The organism is Allobosea sp. TBD101 (assembly GCF_059817965.1).
Genome location: NZ_CM187543.1, coordinates 132,656 through 156,080, shown reverse-complemented (window position 1 = coordinate 156,080; position 23,425 = coordinate 132,656). Strand labels below are relative to the sequence as shown.

Here is a 23,425-nt window from a genome sequence, read left to right as displayed (position 1 = left end):
TTCAGCCGGCGATCAGCTTGGCGGCGGTCGCGCCGGCGGCTCCGAGGCGCTTCTGCAGATCGGCGGCGACGCCGCCACTATTCGGCGCCTGCTTGGCGGTTTCGGTTGCCGCCATCAACTGGGCGAGCGCCTGCTGCGCCAGCGCCTTGTCCTTGTTGCGGCGGGCGAGCTGGAGCATGGCCTCGGCCTGATTGGCCCGCGTCTGCGCCCAGAGCAGCGGTGCGCGCTCCTGGCGATATTCTTCCAGCGCGGCGGCGAAGGCGGCGATCGCCTCCTCGATCACGACCGGCTCGCTGTAGCGCTCGCCCATGGCAGCGAGGACGCAGCCCATCTGGTCCTGAAGCTCGGCCCAGCGCATGGGGGTGCGGCTGCGGTCGGTCGCCTGCGAGACGCGGTTGAGACCGTTGAAGGCGCGTTCGAGCAAAGAGAGGTCGCTGCGGCGCCGGCCGAGCGTGGCACGCGCGCGGGAGATCATGTGCTCGGCTTCGAGCCAGCGGACCTCGTCGTCGCTGCGCTTCCAGACGGCAAGTGCCGTGGCATAGGTCGCGACCGCTTCCTCCAGCAGATTGTCGTCCTTCTGCGAGACGCCGAGATTGACCGCAAGCCGGCCCAGCCGCAGCTTCAGGGCACGCCAGAGCGCGGGCGCCTCGTCATGGCGCAGGTCTTCGAGCCCGGCCCGGCAATGGATGAGGGCCTCGTCGAGCAGCTTGGCGTCGCCGGTCAATGCGGCCAGCTTGTCGAGCGCCGAGGCCAGCGCTTCCTGCGCTCCGGCGAAGGCGATGGTGTCAGCGAGGCTGTCGAGCCCTTCGAGCAAACGGCGCAGGGCGGCGATCGAGCCGTCATAACCTTCGCGGCCGCCGAAATCTTCGCTGAGCCGTGCCAGCACCTTCGCCTGCTCGAGAGCGGCCTCCCGGCTGCGGTCCACATTTGCGAGGCCGATCAGGGCGGAGGCTTCGCCATAGCGGGCGGCGGCTTCGCGATAGGCCTCGGAGGTCGTGCGCAGGAAGCTGATGGCCGCGCGGTCGGCGCGGTTCTCGCCGATCAGCAGCCGGCGTTCGAGCGGGAGCGCGGAAAGGTCGGTGGAGCCGCCGATGGCGTGCAGCTCGGCCTGGGCGAGGCTCTTGTCGGCTTCGGCGAAACGGCCCTCTGCGATGGCGGTGGCGGCTTCTCCGCGCAGGCGCTTGATCTCGGCATCGCCGAGAGGCGTGGCGAGGCGGGTAGACAGCGCGAGGAAGTCGCTGGCCTTGCGGTCGAGCAGGTGCTCGCTGGGCAGGGGCGAGCCCGCACGCCGCAGCCAGTCCGCCATCATCGCGGCCATCGCCATCGGCGATATGCCGCGGCGTCCGGCGATGCGCGCCAGGAGCGGAGCGATCTGGTCGGTCTGGCTGATGGCTGCCTCCCGCTCCGGTCAGGTGACAGGGATTGCCGCGCGCCCGTTTGGACACGCGGCGATCCGGGGCGATTTACTTCGCGGCGATGACCGCGATCTCGACGGTGAACTGCGGCGCGGCCAGCTTGGCCTCGACCGTGGCGCGGCCCGGGGTGGCGCCGGCGACGACCCACTTGTCCCAGACGGCGTTCATTTCGGCGAAGGTCGAGATGTCGGTGAGCCAGATGTTGACCATCAGCAGCTTCGACTTGTCGGTGCCGGCTTCGGCCAGGAGGCCGTCGATAATGCCGAGGATGTCGGCAGTCTGCTCGCCGACGCTCTTGCCGGCAGCCTTGTCCGCGACCTGGCCGGCCAGATAGACGGTGTTGCCGTGCACGACGGCCTTGGACATGCGCGGGCCGACGCCGATACGCTGAATGCTCATAATCTGATCTCCTTGAACGGACGCTTCGCTGGTAGCCCGGCCCGGCCGGTTTCGCAAACGATATGCGGCTACCCTAAGGGAAGATATCGCCGAAAATCATCTGCGATTCGCAGAGGCTCAGGCGAAACTTGCCCAGCCCGCCCAGAGCGCCGCATAGCGCCCTGCCTTGCCGATCAGGACGAGAACGGTGAAGCGCCAGAACGGGTAGTTCAACGTGCCCGCGGCGAAAGTCAGGGGATCGCCGACGATTGGAACCCAGGCCAGCAGCAGGGATGGCCAGCCGAAACGGGCGAAGAAGCCTTGCGCCTGGGCGAAGCGCTTCGGGTCGGGCCGCAGGCGCGCCGGCAGCCTGTCGACGCCGTGACGCGCGATCATCAGGCCGAGCCACCAGTTGAGGATCGAGCCGGCGGTGTTCGCGATGCTCGCGGTCAGGAACAGCGCCAGCGGATCGACGCTCTTCGCGGCGAGCAGCCCGACGAAGACGGCTTCCGACTGTGCCGGCAGCAGCGTCGCGGCGACGAAGGCCGCGAGCGCCATTCCGCCGAGGGAGGACAGGCCGGCCATCACGTGAGCATGGCCGCCAGTGCCTTGACCGTATTCGCGTTGCGCAAGGTGCCGATGCCGAGCTTTTTGGTCGTCAGATGCGAGAGTAGCTTTGCCTCGCTCGGCGCGCCCGCGAAATCGATCCAGAGATCGCCATCCCGCAGTGCGAGGCGCATATCGGGCGTCGCGATGGCCTCCAGCCTGGGCAGGAGGTCCGGCCCAAGCGGCTTGCGCATGACGCGGATGCCGATGTGGGCGCCGCTGCCCTCCGAGAAGGGATTCTGCGCGGCGAGCCGCAGCCAGCCCGGCGCAGTGCGCAGGATGATGTCGACGGGCTTGCCGAAGCGATCACGGAACGCCGCCTCCAGCCGGCCCTCGACCTCGGCGAGCGGCGCACCTTCGCCCTCGAAGATCAGGTTGCCGGTGGCGACCCAGGTCCGTGGATTGGCGAAGCCGAGCTCCGACGCCATGGCCTTCAGGTCCGCCATGACCAGCCGCCTGCCGGGGCCGAGCACGATCGAGTGCAGCAGGGCGACATAGGTCGTCATCGCGGTCTCGGAACCCGCGCTACAGCCGGCGCAGGGCGACCTGCTGGATGCGGTGGCTCGCGCCCTTGGTCAGGATCAGGCTGGCGCGCTGGCGGGTCGGCAGGATGTTCTCCTGCAGATTCGGCAGGTTGATGCCGGTCCAGAGCTTCTCGGCGATGGCGAGCGCCTCCTCCTCGCCGATCTCCGCGTACTTGCGGAAGAACGAGCGCGGGTCGCGGAAGGCCGTCTGGCGCAGCGTCATGAAGCGGTTGACGTACCAGCGATGCAGATCGTTCTCGTCGGCATCGAGATAGACCGAGAAGTCGAAATAGTCGGAGACGAAGGGGATGGCCGTGCCGTCCCTGGGCATCCGGCTCGGCTGCAGGACGTTGAGACCTTCGAGGATCAGGATGTCCGGCCGTTCGACGGTCACGGTCTCGCCGGGCACCACGTCGTAGACGAGATGCGAATAGACCGGGGCCGTCACCTGCGGCTTGCCGGCCTTGACGTCGGAGAGGAAGCGCAGGATCGCCGCCCCATCGTAGCTTTCCGGAAAGCCCTTGCGCCCCATCAGGCCACGCCGTTCCAGCTCGGCATTGGGCAGGAGGAAGCCGTCGGTGGTGACGAGCTCGACCTTCGGCGTGTTCGGCCAGCGCGAGAGCAGGGCCTTGAGCACGCGCGCCGTGGTCGACTTGCCGACCGCGACCGAACCCGCGACCCCGATGACATAGGGCACCTTGACCTCGGACTCGGCCATCAGGAAGCGCTGCGTCGCCTTGAACAGCCCTTGCGTTGCCGCGACATAGAGCGAGAGCAGGCGCGACAGCGGTAGGTAGATCGCGACGATCTCGTCGAGCGAGATCGGATCGTTGAGCGATTGCAGCTTGGTGAGGTCGTCGACCGAGAGCGTCAGGGGTGCGTCGGCGCGCAGATGCGCCCACTCGTCCCGCGAGAAGGCACGGTAGGGCGAGACGAGGTCGCGTTCCGGGGGAGTGGTGATCAGGCGCTGGTCCATGACGCGACCCGCAATCCAGGCTTCGAGGTTCAAGGGAGGGTCATCCTGGCCGGTCCATCCTCACGCAACTCAACGGGGCCGGGCCGCCTTTTCCGCCAGTCCGGAGCGGGCGGTGCGGGCCTCAAGCTGGCTCAAGACGTCCTGCAATGCAATATCGCGCGCCCGAAGCACAACCAAAAGATGATAGAGCACGTCGGCGCTCTCGGCGATCAGTTCGGCCCGGTCGCCCTTCACGGCGGCGATCACGGCCTCGACAGCCTCCTCGCCGAACTTCTTGGCGGCTCGCTCGGGCCCGGCGGCCAGCAGCTTCGCCGTCCAGGATTCCTCGGGAGAGGCGGCGGCGCGCTCGGCGATGCGGGCTTCGAGATCGGAGAGGGTGAAGGTCATGCTGAACCTCTGTCATTCCGGGGCTTCGCGGAGCGAAGAACCCGGAACCCACGACCGGGTGATACAGCCGATGCCCAGTTGCGAGCGGCGAGCCCGGTCGTGGGTTCCGGGTTCGCGCCTGTGGCGCGCCCCGGAATGACAAGGGAAAGGAGCCCTGCCACGTCTCAGTCCAGCCTCATCCTGAGTCCAGCTTCCGCCATATGCGCCTTGGCCTGGCCGATTGTGTAGGTGCCGAAATGGAAGATCGAGGCGGCGAGCACGGCCGAGGCATGGCCTTGCGCGACACCGGCGACGAGATCGTCGAGATCGCCGACGCCGCCGGATGCGATGACCGGAACCGAGACCGCATCTGCGATCGCCCGCGTCAGGCCGAGATCGTAGCCGACCTTGGTGCCGTCGCGATCCATCGAGGTGACCAGCAACTCCCCGGCGCCGAGCGAGACGACCTCGCGCGCGAAGGCGACCGCCTCGATGCCGGTGGCATTGCGACCGCCATGGGTGAAGATCTCCCAGCGGCCGGGCGTGACCTGCTTGGCGTCGATCGCGACGGTGATGCACTGCGCGCCGAATTTCTCGGCCGCTTCCCTGACGAACTGGCGGTTGGTCACGGCCGCGGTGTTGATCGAGACCTTGTCGGCCCCGGCGAGCAGCAGCGCCCGGATATCCTCGACCTTGCGCACGCCGCCGCCGACGGTGAGCGGCATGAAGCAGGCCTCGGCCGTGCGCGTCACCACGTCGAACAGGATGCCGCGATCCTCGTGGCTCGCCGTGATGTCGAGGAAACAGAGCTCGTCGGCGCCGGCAGCGTCATAGGCCTTGGCGGCCTCGACGGGATCGCCGGCATCGACGAGGTCGACGAACTTCACGCCCTTGACGACGCGGCCGTCCTTGACGTCGAGGCAGGGGATGATGCGGGTCTTGAGCGTCATGCCGCGGCTCCCGTGCCGGCCGCCGCGAGGCGCTTCAGCGCTGCGGCGGGGTCAATGCGCCCGTCATAGAGTGCCCGGCCCGTGATCGCGCCTTCGAGGATCGCGGCGTCAGCGGCGCAAAGGCGCTCGATATCGGCCATCGAGGCCAGGCCCCCCGAAGCGATCACCGGGATCGACACGGCCTGCGCCAGCGCGATCGTGCCCTCCCAGTTGATGCCCTGGAGCATGCCGTCGCGGGCGATGTCGGTGTAGATGATCGCGGCGACGCCGGCATCCTCGAAGCGCTTGCCGAGATCGGCTGCCGCCAGCGAGGAGGTCTCGGCCCAGCCTTCCACGGCCACGAAGCCGTCGCGGGCATCGATGCCGACCGCGACCTGCCCCGGAAACGCCTTCGCCGCCTCGCGCACGAAGCCGGGATCGCGCACCGCCGCCGTGCCGATGATGACGCGTCGGATGCCCTTCTCGAGCCAGCCGGCGACCGTCTTCATGTCGCGGATGCCGCCGCCGAGCTGTACCGGAAACGCCACGCGCGTCAGGATCGCCTCGACCGCCGCCGCGTTCATCGGCTTGCCGGCGAAGGCGCCGTCGAGATCGACGACATGCAGCCACTGGAACCCTTGGCCCTCGAAATCGGCGGCCTGCGCGGCGGGATCGTCGTTGAAGATGGTGGCCTGCGCCATGTCGCCCTGCTTGAGGCGGACGCAGCGGCCTTCCTTCAGGTCGATCGCGGGAAAGAGGATCATGGTGCCCAGCTCAGGAAATTCGTGATGAGCTTCAGCCCCAGCTTCTGGCTCTTCTCGGGGTGGAACTGCGTGCCGGCGACGTTGCCATGCGCGACCATCGCCGTCACAGGCCCGCCATGCTCGGTCAAGGCCAGCACGTCCTGCGGGCGCTGCGCCGCCAGCGCATAGGAATGCACGAAATAGGCGTGCAGCCCCTGCGGGCCGGTCTCGATGCCGTCGAGCAGCGGGTGCTCGTCCTGCTTGTGCAGGGTGTTCCAGCCCATATGCGGGATCTTGAGGGCGTCGTCATTCGGCCTGATCAGCGTGACGTCGCCGGGAATCCAGCCGAGGCCCTGCGTGACCGTGTATTCCAGTCCGCGCGAGGCGAGCAGCTGCATGCCGACGCAGATGCCGAGGAAGGGGCGACCCTTGCCCCGCACGACCTCTTCCAGCGTCTCGACCATGCCCGGCACGGCATCGAGCCCGCGCCGGCAATCGGCAAAGGCGCCGACGCCCGGCAGCACGATGCGATCGGCCGCGCGCACGATGTCGGTGTCGCTGGTGACATGGATGGTCGAGGGGATGCCGGCCTCAAGCGCCGCCCGCTCGAAGGCTTTCGCGGCCGAGTGCAGGTTGCCCGAGCCGTAATCGATGATCGCGACGTTCTGGCTCATCGTCCCCGAGCCTCCGGAAACAGGCCGATGATCGGCAGCGGTCCGCTCGGCCGGGCCGCGACAGTCGCCAGCGCCGCTTCCACGCGCGGCGGCATGGATTCGCCGGCCAGCGCCCGCTCGAAATAGCGGCGTTCCGCCTCGGCCAGGCTGCGGGCCTCGACGACGTCGGACACGCGCCAGCCCTGGCGGGTGAGCTTGCGGATGACGAGGTTGTTGCCCTCGATGCCCAGGAACAGCGCGACCGCCCAATAGATCAGCGAGAGCGCGCTGGCATGCAGGCCGAAGCGGCTGTTCAGCCAGATCAGCACGCCCCAGAACAGCACGAAGAGCAGCGTCGCCAGCCAGAGCCGCTTGCCGAGCAGCCAGAGGCCCGTGAGCAGGAAGGCTACCGTGGCGAAGCTCTCGGGAATGAGGCACGCCTGCTCGATCTCCTCGCGCCGGTCGCCTTCCGGCGGCGGCGTCATGACGGTGTAGAATGCCATCGAGACCTCCTACAAAGCGCCCTTGGTCGAGGGGATGCGGTCGCCCTCGCGCGGATCGACGTCGAGCGCCTGCCGCAGCGCCCGCGCCAGCCCCTTGAAGCAGCTTTCGGCGATGTGGTGGGCGTTGTCGCCGTAGAGCGTTTCGACATGCAGCGTGATGCCGGCATTGATCGCGAAGGCCTGGAAGAACTCGCGCACGAGCTCGGTGTCGAAATTGCCGATCTTCTGCGCCTTGAACTCGGTGCGGAACACCAGGAACGGCCGGCCGGAGACATCAACGGCGACGCGAGTCAGGGTCTCGTCCATCGGCATGTGCACGTCGGCATAGCGGCGGATGCCCTTCTTGGTGCCGAGCGCTGCTTTAAGAGCCTCGCCCATGGCGATGCCGGCATCCTCGACGGAGTGGTGATCGTCGATATGCGTGTCGCCTTTCACCTTGACCGTAAGGTCGATCAGCGAATGGCGGGCGAAGAGATCGAGCATATGGTCGAAGAAGCCGACGCCGGTGGCGATCTCGGCCTTGCCGGTGCCGTCGATCAGGAGCGAGACCGCGATATCGGTCTCGTTGGTGCGGCGCTTCACTTCGCCCGAACGCATGCTGGCCTCTCAAGCCTTTAGCGGGAAACGGCCCCGCTTTAGCAGGGGTGGGCGGTGATGGCCACTGGCGCAATCGCCTTCCCAACCTGCGTGTCATCCCGGACAAGCCGCGAAGCGGCGGCGATCCGGGATCCATGCCGGAACCTTTATTGGAAGCGGTCCGGCATGGATCCCGGGTCTACGCTTCGCTTCGCCCGGGATGACGGCGGAGGTTCTTGCGCGAAAAGCCTCAGACCTTCGCCAGCGCCTGCTCCAGGTCGGCGATCAGGTCGTCATGGTGCTCGAGCCCGATCGAGAGGCGGACGAGCCCGTCGCTGACGCCCATCGCGGCGCGCACTTCCGGCGTGAAGCGCTGATGCGTCGTCGTCGCGGGATGGACGATCAGGCTCTTGGCGTCGCCGAGATTGTTCGAGATGCGGATCAGCTTGCAGGCGTCGAGCAGGCGATAGGCGCCTTCCTTGCCGCCAGGGACCTCGAAGGCGATCATCGTCGAGGGGCCGCTCATCTGGCGCTTGATGATCTCGGCCTGCGGATGGTTCTTGTGGCCGGGGAAGATCACCTTGGTCGGCTTGCTCTGCGCCGCCAGCCAGTCGGCGACGGCCGTGGCGTTCTGTGCCTGCCTGGCGACGCGCAAAGGCAGCGTCTCCAGCGCTTTCAGCATCACCCAGGCGTTGAAGGGCGAGAGGATTGGGCCGGTCTGGCGCAGGTAGTTCTGGATATCGGCCTCGATCAATTCCTTCGAACCGAGGATCAGCCCGCCGAGGCAACGGCCCTGGCCGTCGATATGCTTGGTCGCGGAATAGACGACGATATCGGCGCCGAGCTCCAGCGGGCGCTGGTAGAGCGGCGTGGCGAAGACATTGTCGACGACGAGCTTGGCGCCGGCCTCCTTCGCCACCTTGGCGATCGCAGCGATATCAAGCACTTCGAGCGTCGGGTTCGACGGCGATTCCAGGAAGAACAGCTTGGTATTGGGGCGAACCGCCTTGCGCCAGGCATCGAGATCGGTGCCCTCGACCAGCGTGGTCTCGACGCCGTAGCGCGGCAGATGGTCCTCGATGATGTAGCGACAGGAGCCGAACAGCGCGCTCGCAGCGACGACATGGTCGCCCGCCCGCACCGGCGCCATCATCGCCGCGGTGACCGCCGCCATGCCGGTCGCGGTCGCGCGACAGGCCTCGGCGCCCTCGAACGAGGCCATCCGAGCTTCGAGCATCGCCGTCGTCGGATTGCCGAGCCGGCCGTACTGGAAGCCGGGATCGGTGTTCAGGAAGCGGCCTTCGGCCTGCGCGGCGTTGTCGTAGACATGGCCCTGCGTCAGATACAGGGCTTCCGAGGTCTCGCCGAACTGCGAACGCTGGATGCCGTCATGGACGAGGCGGGTCTCGGGATGCAGCTTGGCTGCGGCTTTGTCCGGTGACGACATGGAACTCTCGATCCGTTCTTTATAACGGACAGGAGCAGTATCAGCTCCCAAGGAGTTCGTAAAGAAGAACGGAATTTCCTTTGCAAGGAACCTGAGCGGGAGGAAACGCCTCCCGTTCAACCCTATTGTTCGCCGGAACGTCCGAGCGGCCTCAGGAAGCCGGTGAGATCGGCCGTGACGTGGTGGACATGGCCGGCATCGATCGCGGACTGTTCCCAGGCCTCGCGGAAGGGATCGGGCGTCTGTGGGATGATCAGCACGGTCTTCATGCCGAGATCGCTCGGCACGATCAGGTTCTTCTCGATATCCTCGAACATCGCGGCGCGGCCGGGATCGACCGCGTGCTTGGCGAGGAAGTTCTCGTAGGTCGCGCGCTCGGGCTTCGGCAGGAAGCCGGCATGGACGATGTCGAAGATATCCTCGAACTGGTCGAGGATGCCGAGCTTGCCGGCGACGTTCTTGGCATGGCCGACCGAGCCGTTGGTCAGGATCAGCTTGCGTCCGGGCAAAGCCGCGAGCGCCGCGCCGAGCGCGGGATTCGGTTCGAGCAGCGTCAGGTCGATATCATGGGCGAAGTCGAGGAACTGGTCCGGATCGATCCGGTGCTCCTCCATCAGCCCTTTCAGCGTCGTGCCGTAGCGGTGATAGTAATATTGCCGCAGCGCATGCGACGACAGGCCGTCGAGCCCGAACAGTTCCTGCAGGAACAGCGTGATGCGCTCGTTGACCTGCGGCCAGACGCGGCTCTCATGCGAATAGAGGGTGTTGTCGAGATCGAAGATCCAGTGGTCGACATGCGCGAAGCCTTCCGCCGTCAGGGGCGGGGTCGCGGCAGGGGTGTCTGCGAGTGTTTTCATTGGACTCCGTGATGTGGCGAGCCGGAGTCTGCGCCGCAAGTCCTTGGTGGGAGCTTAATCGGGGCGGCTCTTTAAATCCTCCACGCCGTCATCCCGGACAAGCCGCGGTAGCGGCGCCGATCCGGGATCCATGCCCGAACTGTTCCGGAATGGATCCCGGGTCTGCGCTTCGCTACGCCCGGGATGACCGCGTGAGAGGTTCTGTCAACGCCGGATGATCGTGCCGGCGCCGGTATCGGTGAAGAGCTCGATCAGCGCCGCATGCGGCACCTTGCCGTCGAGGATGACGACCGCCTCGACGCCCTTTTCCAGCGCGTAGATGCAGGTCTCGATCTTCGGGATCATGCCGCCCGAGATCGTGCCGTCGGCGATCAGGTGGCGGCACTCCTCGATCGTCAGCTCGGAGATGAGCTGCTTGTCCTTGTTCAGCACGCCCGGCACGTCGGTCAGCAGCAGCAGGCGCTTGGCATTGAGCGCCCCCGCAATGGCGCCGGCGAAAGTGTCGGCGTTGACATTGTAGGTCTGGCCGTCGGCGGCGGCGCAGACCGGCGCCAGCACGGGGATCAGCTCGGCCTTCAGAACGGCGTCGAGCACGGTGGTGTTGACCGTCTCCGGCTCGCCGACGAAGCCGAGGTCCAGAACCTCCTCGATCTTGGAATCGGGGTCGACGATGGTGCGCGTCACCTTGCGGGCGGTGACCATGTTGCCGTCCTTGCCGCAGAGCCCGATGGCGCGCCCGCCCTCGCGGCTGATATAGCCGACGATCTCCTTGTTGACCGAGCCGGCCAGAACCATCTCGACGACCTCGACGGTGGCTTCGTCGGTGACGCGCAGGCCCTGCTTGAACTCGGACTGGATGCCGAGCTTCTTCAGCATCGCCGCGATCTGCGGGCCGCCGCCATGGCAGACCACCGGCTTCAGGCCGGACTGCTCGAGCAGCACGATATCTTCGGCGAAATCCTCCGCCGTGGCCGCGTCGCCCATGGCGTTGCCGCCATACTTGATGACGATGATCTCCTGGTCGTAGCGCTGCATATGCGGCAGCGCCTGAACGAGCAGGTCGGCGGATTGCGACGGCGTCAGCTGAGGCAGGTCGGTCATTCGGGAGGCTCCGCGCATCCGCAGGAAAGGTGCGGCCGCGCTTCTACCCGAACTTGCGCGGCGGCGGAAGAACGCCGCGCGGCGGTCAGCTGCGCTTCGCGGTCACGGCGGCGACCGCAAGCCCGAGCCAGCCGCCGAGCATGAACCAGCCGCCGGTCGGCGCCGCGCGCGGAAACAGCGCCGCCCCGCCGAAACCGCGCCGGGCGAGATCGGCCGCGAACAGGCACGCGCCGACCATGATCGCGGAGAGCGCGATTCGGGCCAGCAGATCATGCAGATGCCCGCCCTTGCGCGCCGCGGTGGCGCCGATGACGACGGAGGCATGGAACAGCAGCATCTGGCCAGCGGTCTGGACATGACCGGGGTCGACGGCGACATGAGCCGCCGCCGCCAGCAGGGCGACGCCGGCGAAGCCCATCAGCGCGGCGAGAGCCAGATGAAGGCGGGTCGCTGTCATGGCGCTCAGGCGCGCTCCGCCAGAACCCGGCCGATCGCGGCGCGGAATTCCGGCATGCCGGCGCCCGTCTCGCTGGAGGTCAGCAGCACCTCGGGGAAAGCCGCCGGGCGGCGCTTGATCTCGTCGAACGTGGCCTCGGTCATGAATTTCTGGTCGGCCGGCTTCAGCGCGTCGCCCTTGGTCAGCACGACCTGGTAGGACACGGCGGCCTTGTCGAGCGTCTCCAGCACGGCACCGTCGACATCCTTGATGCCATGGCGGGCGTCGATCAGCACGTAGACGCGCATCAGGTTGGCGCGGCCGCGCAGATAGTCGTGGATCAGCCGTGTCCAGGCCGCGACCTTCTCCTTGCCGACGGCGGCATAGCCGTAGCCGGGCATGTCGACGATGGTCGGCGCATGGGGCGAATAAACCGGAACCGGCTTTTCGCGCGAGCGCTTGCCGCCTTGAGATCCCGCCCCGACGGGCTCCTCGTGCGCGACCTGGCGGAAGAAGTTGAGTTGCTGCGTCCGGCCAGGGGTATGCGAGGTCCGCGCCAGCGCGTTGCGCCGCGTCAGCGCGTTGATCAGGCTCGACTTGCCGACATTGGAGCGCCCGGCGAAGGCGATCTCCTGCCCGACCATCGGCGGCAGGTCGTCGATTGTGGTCGAGGCCCAGACGAAATCCCACGGGCCCTCGAAGAGCTTGCGGGCGGCCTCGATCTCCTCGGCGTCATAGGGTTTTGTCGTGGATGTGGTCATGGAACCCTGCCTACACGGCTGCGCGCAGCGCGTCGATATTTGCGCCCTGAATCGCGTCGATATGGCGCGCGATCCTGTCGGCGTCCCAATCCCACCAGCGGATCGCCAGCAGTTCCGCGACGATCTCGGGCGGAAAGCGCATCTTCACGACCCGGCCGGGATTGCCGGCAACCACCGCATAGGCCGGCACGTCCTTCGTCACCTGTGCCCGCGTGCCGATGATCGCGCCGTCGCCGATCGTGACGCCCGGCATGATCACCGCCTCGCGCCCGATCCAGACATCGTTGCCGATCACCATGTCGCCGCGATTGTTCGGGCCGGGGCGCTTCAAATCCGAGGGATCGCCGAGGCCGAACATCTGGAAGGGATACGTCGAGAAGCCGCCGATCGGGTGGTTGGCGCCATTCATGATGAACTGTGCCGCCTGCGCGATCGCGACGAATTTCCCGATGATCAGCCGGTCGCCGATGAAGTCGAAATGATAGCGCACGCAGCGGGCCACGAAATGCTCCGGCCCGCGCGAGTCGTCATAGTAGCTGTAGTCGCCGATCTCGATCAGCGGATGGTCGACCACCGCCTTCAGGAAGGCCGTGCCTTTCCAGCCGGGGATCGGATGGCGCGTGCTGGGATCGGGCAATGGCATCGGGGCGGAGGCCTTCAAAAGCGAAGGGCGGGAAACCCCGCCCTTCGATCACTCACTTCTTGTTGCTGTTGGCGGGGTTTGGCGCGCCGCCTGCCGCTGCCGGCTTCTTGCCGAACATGCCCTTGAGGTTGTCGAACAGCTCGATCTTCACCCCGTGCTTGCGCATGATGTAGCCCTGCTGGATCACCGAGAGCAGGTTGTTCCAGCTCCAGTAGATCACCAGGCCGGCCGGGAACGAGCCGAGCAGGAAGGTGAAGAACACCGGCATCCAGGTGAACATCATCTTCTGCACCGGGTCCGGCGGCTCCGGGTTCATCTTCATCTGGATGAACATCGTGACGCCCATGATGATCGGCCACAGGCCCAGATGCAGCATGGCCGGCGGGGTAAAGGGCAGCGCGCCGAACAGGTTGAACAGGTTGGTCGGGTCCGGCGCCGCGAGATCGTGGATCCAGCCGAAGAACGGCGCGTGCCGCATCTCGATGGTGATGAACAGGATCTTGTAGAGCGCGAAGAACACCGGGATCTGCAGCAGCACCGGCCAGCAGCCGGCGACCGGATTGATCTTCTGCGTCTTGTACAGCTCCATCAGAGCCTGCTGCTGCTTCATCTTGTCGTCGGCATGGCGCTCGCGGATCGCCGTCATTTCCGGCTGCAGCGCCTTCATCTTCGCCATCGAGGCGTAGGACTTGTTGGCCAGCGGGAAGAACAGGAACTTCAGGAGCACCGTGACCAGCAGGATCGCGACGCCGAAATTGCCGACATGCTTGTAGATCCAGTCGAGCACGAAGAAGAGCGGCTTGGTGATGAAATAGAACCAGCCCCAGTCGATCAGCAGTTCGAAGCGCTTGATGCCGAGGTTCTTCTCATAGCCGTCGATGGCCGCGACTTCCTTGGCGCCGGCGAAGAGCCGGGCGTTCGAGGAGGCCGTGGCGCCCGGCGCGACGGCGACGCCCTCGCCGAGGAAATCGGCCTGGTAGGTGTGGCCGGTGGCGGTCTGGACCGCGGAATAGCGGCCCTCGTACTTGCGCTGCTGGTCGGGGATGACCGCGGCGGCCCAGTACTTGTCGGTGATCCCCACGAAGCCGCCGACCGCGTCCTTCCAGGACTTGCCGGTCGTGCCCGGCGAGAGCAGCGGCTCCTTGTCGAGCTTGTCGTAGGTGTATTCCTGCAGACCCTGCTCGCCGAGATTGCCGACGAGGCCCTCGTGCAGCACGTAATAGCCGAGCGTAGTCGGCTTGCCCTGGCGAACGATCTGGCCATAGGGGAACAGGGTGACGGCGGCGCCGCCCTTGTTCTCGACCTCGTCGCGGATCGTGAACATCGCGTTGTCGTCGACGCTGATGGCGCGCTTGAAGATCAGGCCCTGGCCGTTATCCCAGCTCAGCGTCACCGGCTTGGCGGGAGTGAGCGTCTGATTGTCGGCGGTCCAGACCGTCGTCGCGTTCGGCAGCGCGACAGTCGTGCCGGGCGCCGCGACCCAGCCGAAATCGGAATAATAGGCGTTCGGGCCGCCGATCGGCGAGAGCAGGACGATGTTCGCGCTCTTCGGGTCGACGGTCTCGCGATAGGCCTTGAGCGAGACGTCGTCGATGCGCGCGCCGGTCAGCGAGAGCGAGCCGGCGATCTTGGGCGTATCGATCTTGACGCGGGGGCTCGCCGCCAACGCCTGCTCGCGGGTGCCGATCTGCTGCAGGGCAGCGGTGCCGGGCACAGCCGAGCCTGCGGGCTGGCCGGGCGTACCCGGCACCGGGGTGGAGCCGGAAGCGGCGGGCGCCTGCTGGCTCTGGGCCTGCTGCGCGGCCTGCTTCTGCTTTTCCATCTGCGGTACGCCGTAGAAGAACTGCCAGCCGAGCAGCACGACCACGGACATGACGATCGCCAGAAGCAGATTGCGGTTGTCTTCTTTCATCATGGTCGGAAACGGATCTCGCTTGGTCCGGCAGGGGCGGGCGCGGCAGGGTCAGGCTTGCGCCGGCGTGCTTCGCTTGGGATGCGGGCGGCGCCGATCAGCATGCGGCTTGTGAGGCTTTGCCCGGTCGATGGCAATCGAAAGATCGGCGACGAGCGCCTTAAATCGCGCGGTCAGCACGTCAGCGCGCGCGACGATCACGATGTCGCAGGGGCGCTCGGTCTGGCTGGCGAGCGCCTGCTTGGCCGCTTCGCGCAGGCGTCGGCGGATGCGGTTGCGCTTCACCGCGTTGCCGGTCTTGCGCGAGGCGGTGAGGCCGAGCCGCAAGCCAACGGGTTCGCCGCCCTTGCGGGCTTCGTCCGGCGCGGCGTCGCGCACCTGCGCCATGAAGGCGGACGAACGAAAACGGCGGCCGTGTTCGGCCGCCGCCAGGAATTCTTTGCGTTGCGTCAGACGGGCGAGGCGCATGGCGATTGGCCTGTCTTCCGGAACCGGCGCGCTATCGTGACGCGCCAGGGGTCGTCAGGCCGACAGGCGCTTGCGGCCGTGGGCGCGGCGAGCGGCGATGACCTTGCGGCCACCCTTGGTCGCCATGCGGGCGCGATAGCCGTGGCGGCGCTTGCGAACCAGCTTGCTGGGTTGATAGGTTCTCTTCACGGTCCGTCTCCGGGGCCTTTATGAGCACGACGGCCGCGGCTTTCCGGGGAAAGCATGGCCAACCGAGCCTGTCATGCGATAAGGGTCGGCGCTGCCTTTCGGCTGCGCAGGTCGCGGGCTTATGACGGATGGACGACACCAAGTCAACGCCAAACTGGCGGCTTCGCGCCTGAGTGCGACGAAGCTTCGCGGACTCCGCGATGCCGGCTTGCGATTCTCCGAGACATCCCCGATATAGCAGGCGGGAGGTTGGCGAGGGACGTCTCACTCGCCAACCGGGTCAGGTCCGGAAGGAAGCAGCCCTAACGAGACCGAACGGGTCTTCGTCCAGCCTCCCACCTCATGCGCCCGATTAAAGCGCCGGACTGAAGCACGGAGCCGGCGCGGCGCCATTGACCCTCGCCTCCCGATTGGCGAAACCAGTCCGCATGACCGATCAGATCGACGCCGCCTCTGCTGACGAACCGGGATTCGCCGGGTTCGATCCGGTGCCTGCGCCGCAAGCCTCCGCCACCGGGGCGCCCGCGCCCTATCGCGTGCTCGCCCGCAAGTACCGTCCGGCGCATTTCGGCGACCTGATCGGCCAGGAAGCGATGGTGCGCACGCTGACCAACGCCTTCGCGGCGGGGCGCATCCCGCAGGCCTGGATGCTGACCGGCGTGCGCGGCGTCGGAAAGACCACGACCGCCCGCATCCTGGCGCGCGCGCTCAATTTCCAGACACCCGACGGGCAGGGCAGCCCGACCACCGATCTCAGGGATTTCGGCATCCATTGCCGCGAGATCATCGAGGGCCGCCATATCGACGTGATGGAGATCGACGCCGCCTCGAACAACAGCGTCGACAACATCCGCCAGATCAACGACGCCGTGCGTTATGCGCCCGTCTCCGCGCGCTACAAGGTCTATATCGTCGACGAGGTGCACATGCTCTCGACCGGCGCCTTCAACGCCTTCCTGAAGACGCTGGAGGAGCCGCCGCCGCATGCGAAGTTCATCTTCGCGACGACGGAAATCCGCAAGGTGCCGATCACGGTGCTGTCGCGCTGCCAGCGCTTCGACCTGCGCCGCGTCGAATCCGATATGCTGGTCGACCATCTCGCCAATATCTGCCGGGCCGAGAGCGTCGATGCCGAGCAGGAGGCGCTCGCGGCGATCGCCCGCGCCGCTGAAGGCTCGGTGCGCGACTCGCTCTCGATCCTCGACCAGGCCATCGCGCATGCGGCCGGGCGGATCACGCTCGACGATATCCGCTCCATGCTCGGCCTCGCCGACCGGGCCCGCGTCATCGATCTCTTCGAAGCGGTGATGAAGGGCGACATCGCCGCGGCGCTCGGCGAATTGCGGGCGCAATACGATGCCGGCGCCGATCCGGTCGTGGTGCTGAACGACCTCGCCGAATTCACCCATCTCGTCACCCGCCTCAAGCTCGTGCCCGAGGCGGTGAAGGATAATAGCCTCGCCCAGGCCGAGCGCGTGCGTGGCGGCGATTTCGCCCAGCGTCTCTCGGTCCGCATCCTCGCCCGCACCTGGCAGATGCTGCTCAAGGGCATTGCCGAGGTGAAGCAGGCCGACCGGCCGGTGATGGCGGCCGAGATGGTGCTCGTGCGCCTCGCCCACGCCGCCGATCTGCCGACGCCGGACGAAGCGCTGAAGATGCTGCGCGACGGCATGGGCTCCGTCCCGGCCGGCAACGGCGGTGGCGGCAACGGGATGGGGATGTCGCGCCCGCCTTCCGGTGGCGGCAACACTGCGCTCGCCGCCCGCCCGATCCTCGCCAGTGCCAATCCCGCGCCCACCCCGGTCGCGCGCGCCGTCGCTGCGCCGATGGCGATCGTCGCCACGCTGGAGGATGTCGTCGCGCTCGCTTCGCAGCATCGCGATATCACCCTGAAGATCGCGCTGGAGCGCGATATCCGGCCCGTGCGCTTCGAGCCCGGCCGCATCGAGTTCTCGCTGGCCGAAGGCGCCTCGCGGACGCTGGCGCAGGACCTCTCCCGCCGCCTCAAGGAATGGACCGGCCAGACCTGGATGGTCGCCGTCGTCAATGACGAGGGCGGCGCCACCATGCGCGAGCAGGCCGCGGCCGCTAAGGATCAGCGCGAGAGCGATGCGGCGGCTCACCCTTCCGTCAAGGCGGTGCTGGAGCGCTTCCCCGGCGCGCGCATCGTCGATGTCCGCGATCCCCGCGCCATCGCCGCGGCCGAAATGGCCGCTGCGACGCCGACCGAAGACGAATATCTGCCCGATGCCGAGCCCCTGTTCGACGATTCCGAACCGGATTTCGACGGCATCGATTTCTGACGATTTCGAGGAGGATTTCCGATGCGCGACATGATGGGCCTGATGAAGCAGGCGCAGCAGATGCAGCAGAAAATGGCCGACATGCAGGCCGAACTCGACTCGATCGAGGTCGAGGGCGGGGCCGGCGGCGGCATGGTCACGGTGACGATGACCGCCAAGGGGGCGCTCAAGGGCGTGAAGATCGACCCGAGCCTGATGGTGCCGGACGAGCGCGAGATCCTCGAGGACCTGATCGTCGCAGCCGCCAACGACGCCCGCACCCGCGGCGAGCGCGTCATGCAGGAGCGCATGGCCGAGATCACCAAGGGCCTGCCGATCCCGCCGGGCATGAAGCTGTTTTGATTGCGATAGGCGCCGCCCGTTGTCATTCCGGGGCTTCGCGAAGCGAAGAGCCCGGAACCCACGACTGGGCGGGCCCGATCGTTACGACGCACCCTGCCGGGCTCACCCGGTCGTGGATTCCGGGTTCGGCCTGCGGCCGCCCCGGAATGACAAGGTAGGACCATGTCCCGCGCCATTGCCGGTCCCGAGATCGAAAGGCTGATCCAGCTCCTGGCCAAGCTGCCGGGGCTCGGGCCGCGCTCGGCCCGGCGCGCCGCCTTGCATCTCGTCAAGAAGCGCGAGCAATTGCTCGGCCCGCTCTCCGAGGCGATGGCGGTGGCGCGCGAGCGCATCGTCGTCTGCGCCCGCTGCGGCAATGTCGATACCAGCGACCCCTGCGGCCTCTGCACCGATCCGCGCCGCGACGACAGCCTGATCGTCGTCGTCGCCGATATCTCCGATCTCTGGGCGCTGGAGCGTTCGGGCGCGGTTTCCGGCCGCTATCACGTCCTTGGCGGCGTGCTTTCGGCTCTCGACGGCGTCCGGCCGGAGCATCTCTCGCTCGACGCGCTGGTGGCACGCGCTTCCGAAGCGGCGGTGAAGGAGGTCATCCTCGCGCTCAGCGCCACGGTCGACGGCCAGACCACGGCGCATTTCATCACCGATCTCCTGGCGCATCTGCCGGTGAAGGTGACCAAGCTCGCCCATGGCGTCCCGGTCGGCGGCGAGCTCGACTATCTCGACGACGGCACGCTGGCCGCCGCCATCCGCCAGCGCACGGGCTTCTGAAGGCGCCTCAGAACTTGTAGGCGACGCTGGCGCGGGCGCTGTGGCTGGACAGTTCCTGCGAGCCGGTGAGGCCCGGGAAAGCGCCGGAGCTGGCGAAGCGGTTCCGCCCGAAATCGGTGTAGCGATATTCGGCGCCGAGGATCAGGTTGTCGGTGAAGGCGAAGTTGACGCCCGCGCCGACATTCCAGCCGGTCCGTGCGCTGGTCAGCCGCTCGCCGAAGCCGCCGGCCGTGAAGACGCGCCGTTCGTATTCCGTGAAGGAGACGCCGCCGGTGCTGTAGACCATCCAGCGGTCGAAGGCGAGGCCGAGGCGGGCGCGGGCCGAGCCCTGCCAGTCCTGGCTGACGCGGGCGGAGAGCCCGATCCCGTCGAAGCGGCTGCGGCTGTTCAGCGCTTCGACATCGCCCTCGATGCCGACCACGATGCCGCCGAGCTGATAGTTGAAGCCGGCATGGGCGCCGCCGAAGGCGCTATCCTCGCCAACGCGGAAGCTGACGGGTGCGAAGGCGCCGCCGGCCGAGCCGATCCGCATGCGGCTGTCACCCCAAGCATAGCCGCCTTGAAGACCCGCATAGAAGCCGGTCCAGGAATACAGCGCCGGCAGTTCCGGAGCCGGCGGCAAGGCGACCTTGCGCAGGTCGGCCGCATAGGCCGCGCCCGACAGCAGGATTGCGAGGCCCGTCAGGCCGGTTCTGAACAGCTTCGTCATCGGGCGTATCCGGAGGGACAGACAAGCGCCTGCCGTTCGCGGCTGCGCCCCGTCATAACGAAGCATTAAGGTTAACAATCGGCTAAGTCGCACTGGCACCGGCTCCCGGCCGGAACGATTGCGAATGCAGCCCGTTGCTCGCAAGCTGTGGCGGAAACGGCAGGCGGAGCGCGAAACCCGAGATGGCTTTCCTCAAACGGATCACGGGCGCTGCCGGGATCGGGGTCGCGCTCGGCTATCTGTCGGGAGTGGTGGCGGACAAGCTCGGGCGGCGCAAGGCGGAGGCCGTGCGCGGCCGGCTGGCGAAGACGCCGCTGCAGATGACATGGCTCGGCTGGAAGGACGTGCTGCTGCGCTTCATCGGCAATGTCGCCGAGAATCGCCTGTCCTCGCTTGCCGGCGCTGTCGCCTTCTTCACGCTGCTCTCGCTCGTGCCGGCCCTGTCCCTGCTGGTCACGATCTACCGTTACTTCACCGACCCAGCGACCATCGCCGAACAGCTCGACACGGTGACGACCATGTTCCCGCAAGCTGCGCGGGAGCTCATCCACGAGCAGGCGATGCGGCTCTCGACCCAGTCCGGCTTCAATCTGTCGCTGACCTTCTGGATCAGCCTGGGCGTCGCGACATGGTCGGCCAATGCGGCGGTGAAGGCGCTCTTCGATGCGCTTAACATCATCTATCGCGAGGGCGAGAAGCGCAGCTTCCTCAAGCTCAACGCGATCTCGCTGTTCACCACGGTCAGCGGCGTCGTCCTGCTTGCCGCCGCCCTCGTTGCCATCGCCAGCCTGCCGGTGGTGACCGCGCTCTTTCCCTTCCATTCCGAACTCGAACGCCTGATCCGGCTCGTCCGCTGGCCGTCCTTCTTCGTCATGGCGACGCTCTCGATCGCGGTGCTCTACTGGATCGGCCCGAGCCGGGAGCGCGTGCGCTTCATCTGGGTCATGCCCGGCGCCATCGCGGCTGCCCTGTTATGGGGCGCGGCCTCCTATGCCTTCTCCTGGTATGTCTCGACGCTCGGCAATTACACGGCCGCCTATGGCTCGCTTGCGACCGTCGTGGTGTTCATGACCTGGCTCTGGCTCTCGGCGACGATCGTGCTGGCCGGCGCCGAACTCAATGCCGAGTTGGAGCACCAGACGGCGCATGACACCACCACCGGCCGGCCGAAGCCGCTCGGCCAGCGCGGTGCTACCATGGCGGACAGGGTCGGCCCGCCCAGGGCGGGATAAGCGCGGCGCGACCTATCATTGCAACCATGCAATCGCAGCCTTGCTGCCCGGGTGGGCGACAAGGCGTGCTGGAAGCGCCATTTTGGGAATGCGGCCGGCGGGGCCGCCGCGAAAGGAATTCCCATGGTCGCAACGATCGAACGGGCGGCTCCGGCCGCCACACTCGAAGCCCACCAGGCGCCCGTCTTCATCGGCGCGGTGACGCTGCGGGCGCATGATCTTCAGGCATTGACCGCCTATTATCGCGATGCGATCGGGCTGCGTCTGATCCGGCAGGATGCCGGGAGCGCGGAGCTCGGCGTCGGCGGTCAGGTGCTTGTTCGGCTGGTGGCGGGCGCCGCCCGGCCGACCTCGACCGCCGGCTTGTTCCATCTGGCCATCCTGCTGCCGTCGCGGCGCGACCTCGCCAACTGGCTGAGGCATGCCGCCGTGACGCGCATCCCGCTCGAAGGTGCCTCCGATCATCTCGTCAGCGAGGCGCTCTATCTCTCCGATCCCGAAGGCAACGGCATCGAGATCTATCGCGACCGCAAGCGCGAGGAATGGCCGCGTAAGCCCGATGGCGGCATCGCCATGGCGACCGAGCGGCTCGATCTCGACAAGCTTCTGAGCGAAGCCGACGACGCAGCTTACGCTGGCATGCCCGAGGGTACGGGGATGGGCCATATCCATCTGCGCGTCGGCGATACACCTGCCGCGGAAGCCTTCTATCGCGACCTGCTCGGCTTCGATCTGATGGTGCATTATCCCGGCGCGAGCTTCCTCGCCAGCGGCGGCTATCACCACCATATCGCCGGCAATATCTGGGGCAGCCGCGGCGCCGGCCCGCGTCAGCCGGGCGAAGCGGGGCTCGACTGCTTCGAGCTGGTCGCGCGCGACGCAGCGGATTTCGCGGCAATGCGCCAGCGCATCCTGGCGGCCGGCGGCAAGGAGGCTGACGGCGTGCCGAGCGTCACCGACCCCTGGAACAACCGGTTGGTTCTGGTGCGATAAAGGCTCGGTTGGTTTTCTGAAGAACCACGCCGTCATCCCGGGCTTGACCCGGGATCCATCTTGGAGCGCTGGAGGTCTTCGATGGATCCCGGATCGGCGCCGCTGACGCGGCTTGTCCGGGATGACGGCATCCTGCTGGTTGCGCCTATCGGGTCGGGAATCTGCTTACCGCGTCAGCAGATGCGAGCGGCGCGTTCCGCTCGTGTCGGGCGTGAAGCCGTTCGCTTCCCAGAAGGCGCATGCGCGCGGATCGGCCGCGCGCAGCGACAAGCGCGGCGCGAGATCGAGCCCCTGCTGGATCAAGGCGGCGGCCAGCACGCGGCTGATACCGGACCCGCGACGCAGCGGCCGGACATAGACATGCCGGACGCGCAGCAGATCGGGCGCGGGATCGTAAGGGTCGGGCGTCAGCGCGCCGATGCCGGCGAGTTCGCCCTCATGGAAGGCGGCGAAAGTGACGAAACGCTCGTCCTCGCCGCCATAATGGCCGGCCAGCCATTCCTCGCGCAGTCCCTCGACGAAGCGATAGCTTTCCGCGCTCGCTTCCTGGCGCAAGGCCTCGAAATCGTCCGGCAGGCTGTCCGCCAGCCGGACGATCTGGATGGCCGTTGCGGTCACAGACCCTCGAACAGGGCGCTGGAGATGTAGCGCTCGGCGAAGGAGGGGATGATCACCACGATGGTCTTGCCGGCATTCTCCGGCCGGGCGCCGACTTCGAGCGCCGCCGCGACGGCAGCACCCGACGAGATGCCGGCCGGAATGCCCTCGCTCCTCGCGAGCGCGCGGGCCGTCTCGAACGCCGTCTGGTTGCCGACGGTGACGACCTCGTCGATCACGCCGCGATCGAGGATGCCCGGCACGAAGCCTGCACCGATGCCCTGGATCTTGTGCGGGCCGGCCTGGCCGCCGGACAGGACGGGAGAATCCTCCGGCTCGACCGCGATCATCTTCACGCTCGCCTTGCGCGCCTTCAGCACCTGGCCGACGCCGGTGATGGTGCCGCCGGTGCCGACGCCGGAGATGACGATATCGACGGCGCCGTTGGTGTCGTTCCAGATCTCCTCCGCCGTGGTCTTGCGGTGGATTTCGGGGTTATGCGGGTTCTCGAACTGCTGCGGGATGATCGAGCCCGCTATCTCGGCCTTGAGCTCCTCGGCCTTGGCGACGGCGCCGCGCATGCCGCCGGGGCCGGGCGTCAGCACCAACTCGGCACCGAGCAGGGCGAGCATCTTGCGCCGCTCCAGCGACATCGTCTCCGGCATCACCAGGATCAGGCGGTAGCCGCGCGCGGCCGCGACGAAGGCGAGCGCGATGCCGGTATTGCCCGAGGTCGGCTCGATCAGCGTGCCGCCGGGCTTGAGTGCGCCGGAGGCTTCCAGCGCATCGATCATGTTGACGCCGATCCGGTCCTTGACGCTCGAGATCGGGTTGAAGAACTCGAGCTTGGCAAGGATCGTCGCCTTGACGCCGCGCTCGGCCGGCAGGCGGTTGAGCTTGACCAGCGGCGTGTCGCCGATCGTGTCGGTGATCGAGTTGTAGATGCGTCCGCGTCCGGGCGCCTTCGTCGTCTTCTGTGCTTCGGCCATGACATGACT

The 23,425-nt window shown here is 67.2% G+C and carries 28 protein-coding genes and 1 other RNA gene; 6 read left to right on the top strand and 23 right to left on the bottom strand.

Going from position 1 to position 23,425, the window contains the following annotated elements; translation table 11 throughout:
* Position 1: 1 nt before the first annotated feature.
* The 20 genes from AC6RIC_RS00770 to rpmH form a co-directional block, all read right to left on the bottom strand.
* Entirely contained in the window at positions 2 to 1,324 is a 1,323-nt protein-coding gene (locus AC6RIC_RS00770) for a hypothetical protein (RefSeq protein ID WP_499734736.1), read from the bottom strand.
* Between the two features lie 139 nt (positions 1,325 to 1,463).
* Positions 1,464 to 1,814 (bottom strand): RidA family protein, encoded by a 351-nt coding sequence (locus AC6RIC_RS00765; RefSeq protein WP_454654278.1) that lies wholly within the window; start codon positions 1,812 to 1,814, stop codon positions 1,464 to 1,466.
* Between the two features lie 117 nt (positions 1,815 to 1,931).
* Positions 1,932 to 2,378, bottom strand: a complete 447-nt coding sequence (locus tag AC6RIC_RS00760; RefSeq protein ID WP_454654277.1) for a YqaA family protein — start codon at positions 2,376 to 2,378, stop codon at positions 1,932 to 1,934.
* Positions 2,378 to 2,905: a DUF1697 domain-containing protein gene (locus AC6RIC_RS00755; RefSeq protein ID WP_499734735.1), complete on the bottom strand. Its 528-nt coding sequence runs from the start codon at positions 2,903 to 2,905 to the stop codon at positions 2,378 to 2,380. Before AC6RIC_RS00755 ends, AC6RIC_RS00760 begins: the two co-directional genes overlap by 1 nt.
* Before the next feature lie 19 nt (positions 2,906 to 2,924).
* Positions 2,925 to 3,899 (bottom strand): type I pantothenate kinase, encoded by a 975-nt coding sequence (gene coaA / locus AC6RIC_RS00750; protein ID WP_454658905.1) that lies wholly within the window; start codon positions 3,897 to 3,899, stop codon positions 2,925 to 2,927.
* Positions 3,900 to 3,968: 69 nt separating this feature from the next.
* A complete protein-coding gene (locus AC6RIC_RS00745) occupies positions 3,969 to 4,286 on the bottom strand; it encodes a phosphoribosyl-ATP diphosphatase (RefSeq protein WP_454654274.1) in 318 nt (105 codons plus the stop codon).
* Positions 4,287 to 4,450: 164 nt separating this feature from the next.
* Positions 4,451 to 5,215 (bottom strand): imidazole glycerol phosphate synthase subunit HisF, encoded by a 765-nt coding sequence (hisF, locus tag AC6RIC_RS00740; protein ID WP_499734734.1) that lies wholly within the window; start codon positions 5,213 to 5,215, stop codon positions 4,451 to 4,453.
* Entirely contained in the window at positions 5,212 to 5,958 is a 747-nt protein-coding gene (gene hisA / locus AC6RIC_RS00735) for a 1-(5-phosphoribosyl)-5-[(5-phosphoribosylamino)methylideneamino]imidazole-4-carboxamide isomerase (protein ID WP_499734733.1), read from the bottom strand. Before hisA ends, hisF begins: the two co-directional genes overlap by 4 nt.
* Complete coding sequence (gene hisH, locus AC6RIC_RS00730) at positions 5,955 to 6,611, bottom strand: imidazole glycerol phosphate synthase subunit HisH (RefSeq protein ID WP_499734732.1); 657 nt, start codon at positions 6,609 to 6,611, stop codon at positions 5,955 to 5,957. Before hisH ends, hisA begins: the two co-directional genes overlap by 4 nt.
* Positions 6,608 to 7,093, bottom strand: a complete 486-nt coding sequence (locus tag AC6RIC_RS00725; protein WP_499734731.1) for a DUF2628 domain-containing protein — start codon at positions 7,091 to 7,093, stop codon at positions 6,608 to 6,610. The genes hisH and AC6RIC_RS00725 overlap by 4 nt, the downstream gene beginning before the upstream one ends.
* A 9-nt stretch (positions 7,094 to 7,102) precedes the next feature.
* Entirely contained in the window at positions 7,103 to 7,690 is a 588-nt protein-coding gene (hisB, locus tag AC6RIC_RS00720; RefSeq protein ID WP_454654266.1) for an imidazoleglycerol-phosphate dehydratase HisB, read from the bottom strand.
* A gap of 229 nt (positions 7,691 to 7,919) precedes the next feature.
* Complete coding sequence (gene metZ / locus AC6RIC_RS00715; protein WP_499734730.1) at positions 7,920 to 9,116, bottom strand: O-succinylhomoserine sulfhydrylase; 1,197 nt, start codon at positions 9,114 to 9,116, stop codon at positions 7,920 to 7,922.
* A 122-nt stretch (positions 9,117 to 9,238) separates the two neighbouring features.
* A complete protein-coding gene (locus tag AC6RIC_RS00710; RefSeq protein ID WP_499734729.1) occupies positions 9,239 to 9,973 on the bottom strand; it encodes a pyrimidine 5'-nucleotidase in 735 nt (244 codons plus the stop codon).
* 204 nt (positions 9,974 to 10,177) lie between these two features.
* Positions 10,178 to 11,074: an acetylglutamate kinase gene (gene argB, locus AC6RIC_RS00705; RefSeq protein WP_454654262.1), complete on the bottom strand. Its 897-nt coding sequence runs from the start codon at positions 11,072 to 11,074 to the stop codon at positions 10,178 to 10,180.
* Between the two features lie 85 nt (positions 11,075 to 11,159).
* Positions 11,160 to 11,531 (bottom strand): DUF423 domain-containing protein, encoded by a 372-nt coding sequence (locus tag AC6RIC_RS00700; protein WP_499734728.1) that lies wholly within the window; start codon positions 11,529 to 11,531, stop codon positions 11,160 to 11,162.
* A 5-nt stretch (positions 11,532 to 11,536) separates the two neighbouring features.
* On the bottom strand, positions 11,537 to 12,271 hold the full coding sequence (locus AC6RIC_RS00695) for a GTP-binding protein (protein WP_499734727.1): 735 nt from the start codon (positions 12,269 to 12,271) through the stop codon (positions 11,537 to 11,539).
* A gap of 10 nt (positions 12,272 to 12,281) precedes the next feature.
* Positions 12,282 to 12,914: a CatB-related O-acetyltransferase gene (locus AC6RIC_RS00690; protein ID WP_499734726.1), complete on the bottom strand. Its 633-nt coding sequence runs from the start codon at positions 12,912 to 12,914 to the stop codon at positions 12,282 to 12,284.
* A 52-nt stretch (positions 12,915 to 12,966) separates the two neighbouring features.
* Entirely contained in the window at positions 12,967 to 14,826 is a 1,860-nt protein-coding gene (yidC, locus tag AC6RIC_RS00685) for a membrane protein insertase YidC (RefSeq protein WP_499736529.1), read from the bottom strand.
* A 51-nt stretch (positions 14,827 to 14,877) separates the two neighbouring features.
* Positions 14,878 to 15,294 (bottom strand): ribonuclease P protein component, encoded by a 417-nt coding sequence (rnpA, locus tag AC6RIC_RS00680; RefSeq protein ID WP_499734725.1) that lies wholly within the window; start codon positions 15,292 to 15,294, stop codon positions 14,878 to 14,880.
* 54 nt (positions 15,295 to 15,348) lie between these two features.
* A complete protein-coding gene (gene rpmH, locus AC6RIC_RS00675) occupies positions 15,349 to 15,483 on the bottom strand; it encodes a 50S ribosomal protein L34 (RefSeq protein WP_038364779.1) in 135 nt (44 codons plus the stop codon).
* 243 nt (positions 15,484 to 15,726) lie between these two features.
* Here rpmH and ffs point away from each other — a divergent pair.
* The 4 genes from ffs to recR all read left to right on the top strand — a co-directional run bounded on the left by ffs (position 15,727) and on the right by recR (position 18,896).
* Positions 15,727 to 15,823, top strand: an RNA gene (gene ffs, locus AC6RIC_RS00670) — signal recognition particle sRNA small type.
* Between the two features lie 88 nt (positions 15,824 to 15,911).
* Entirely contained in the window at positions 15,912 to 17,786 is a 1,875-nt protein-coding gene (locus AC6RIC_RS00665; protein ID WP_499734724.1) for a DNA polymerase III subunit gamma/tau, read from the top strand.
* Positions 17,787 to 17,807: 21 nt separating this feature from the next.
* Positions 17,808 to 18,128, top strand: a complete 321-nt coding sequence (locus AC6RIC_RS00660) for a YbaB/EbfC family nucleoid-associated protein (RefSeq protein ID WP_377843587.1) — start codon at positions 17,808 to 17,810, stop codon at positions 18,126 to 18,128.
* A gap of 162 nt (positions 18,129 to 18,290) precedes the next feature.
* Positions 18,291 to 18,896, top strand: coding sequence for a recombination mediator RecR (recR, locus tag AC6RIC_RS00655; protein WP_499734723.1), 606 nt, complete (start codon positions 18,291 to 18,293; stop codon positions 18,894 to 18,896).
* 7 nt (positions 18,897 to 18,903) lie between these two features.
* On the opposite strand, the gene AC6RIC_RS00650 is transcribed toward recR, so the two are convergent.
* Positions 18,904 to 19,605: an outer membrane protein gene (locus AC6RIC_RS00650; protein ID WP_499734722.1), complete on the bottom strand. Its 702-nt coding sequence runs from the start codon at positions 19,603 to 19,605 to the stop codon at positions 18,904 to 18,906.
* A 182-nt stretch (positions 19,606 to 19,787) separates the two neighbouring features.
* Between AC6RIC_RS00650 and AC6RIC_RS00645 the strand changes: the two genes are divergently transcribed.
* Positions 19,788 to 20,837 (top strand): YihY/virulence factor BrkB family protein, encoded by a 1,050-nt coding sequence (locus tag AC6RIC_RS00645; RefSeq protein ID WP_499734721.1) that lies wholly within the window; start codon positions 19,788 to 19,790, stop codon positions 20,835 to 20,837.
* 123 nt (positions 20,838 to 20,960) lie between these two features.
* Positions 20,961 to 21,830 (top strand): VOC family protein, encoded by an 870-nt coding sequence (locus tag AC6RIC_RS00640; protein WP_499734720.1) that lies wholly within the window; start codon positions 20,961 to 20,963, stop codon positions 21,828 to 21,830.
* A 165-nt stretch (positions 21,831 to 21,995) separates the two neighbouring features.
* Here AC6RIC_RS00640 and AC6RIC_RS00635 read toward each other — a convergent pair whose 3' ends face one another.
* Positions 21,996 to 22,448 carry a GNAT family N-acetyltransferase gene (locus tag AC6RIC_RS00635; RefSeq protein WP_499734719.1) on the bottom strand — a complete coding sequence of 151 codons (453 nt, stop codon included), beginning with the start codon at positions 22,446 to 22,448 and terminating at the stop codon, positions 21,996 to 21,998.
* Positions 22,445 to 23,416 (bottom strand): cysteine synthase A, encoded by a 972-nt coding sequence (gene cysK / locus AC6RIC_RS00630; RefSeq protein WP_454654246.1) that lies wholly within the window; start codon positions 23,414 to 23,416, stop codon positions 22,445 to 22,447. The genes AC6RIC_RS00635 and cysK overlap by 4 nt, the downstream gene beginning before the upstream one ends.
* Between the last annotated feature and the right edge of the window lie 9 nt (positions 23,417 to 23,425).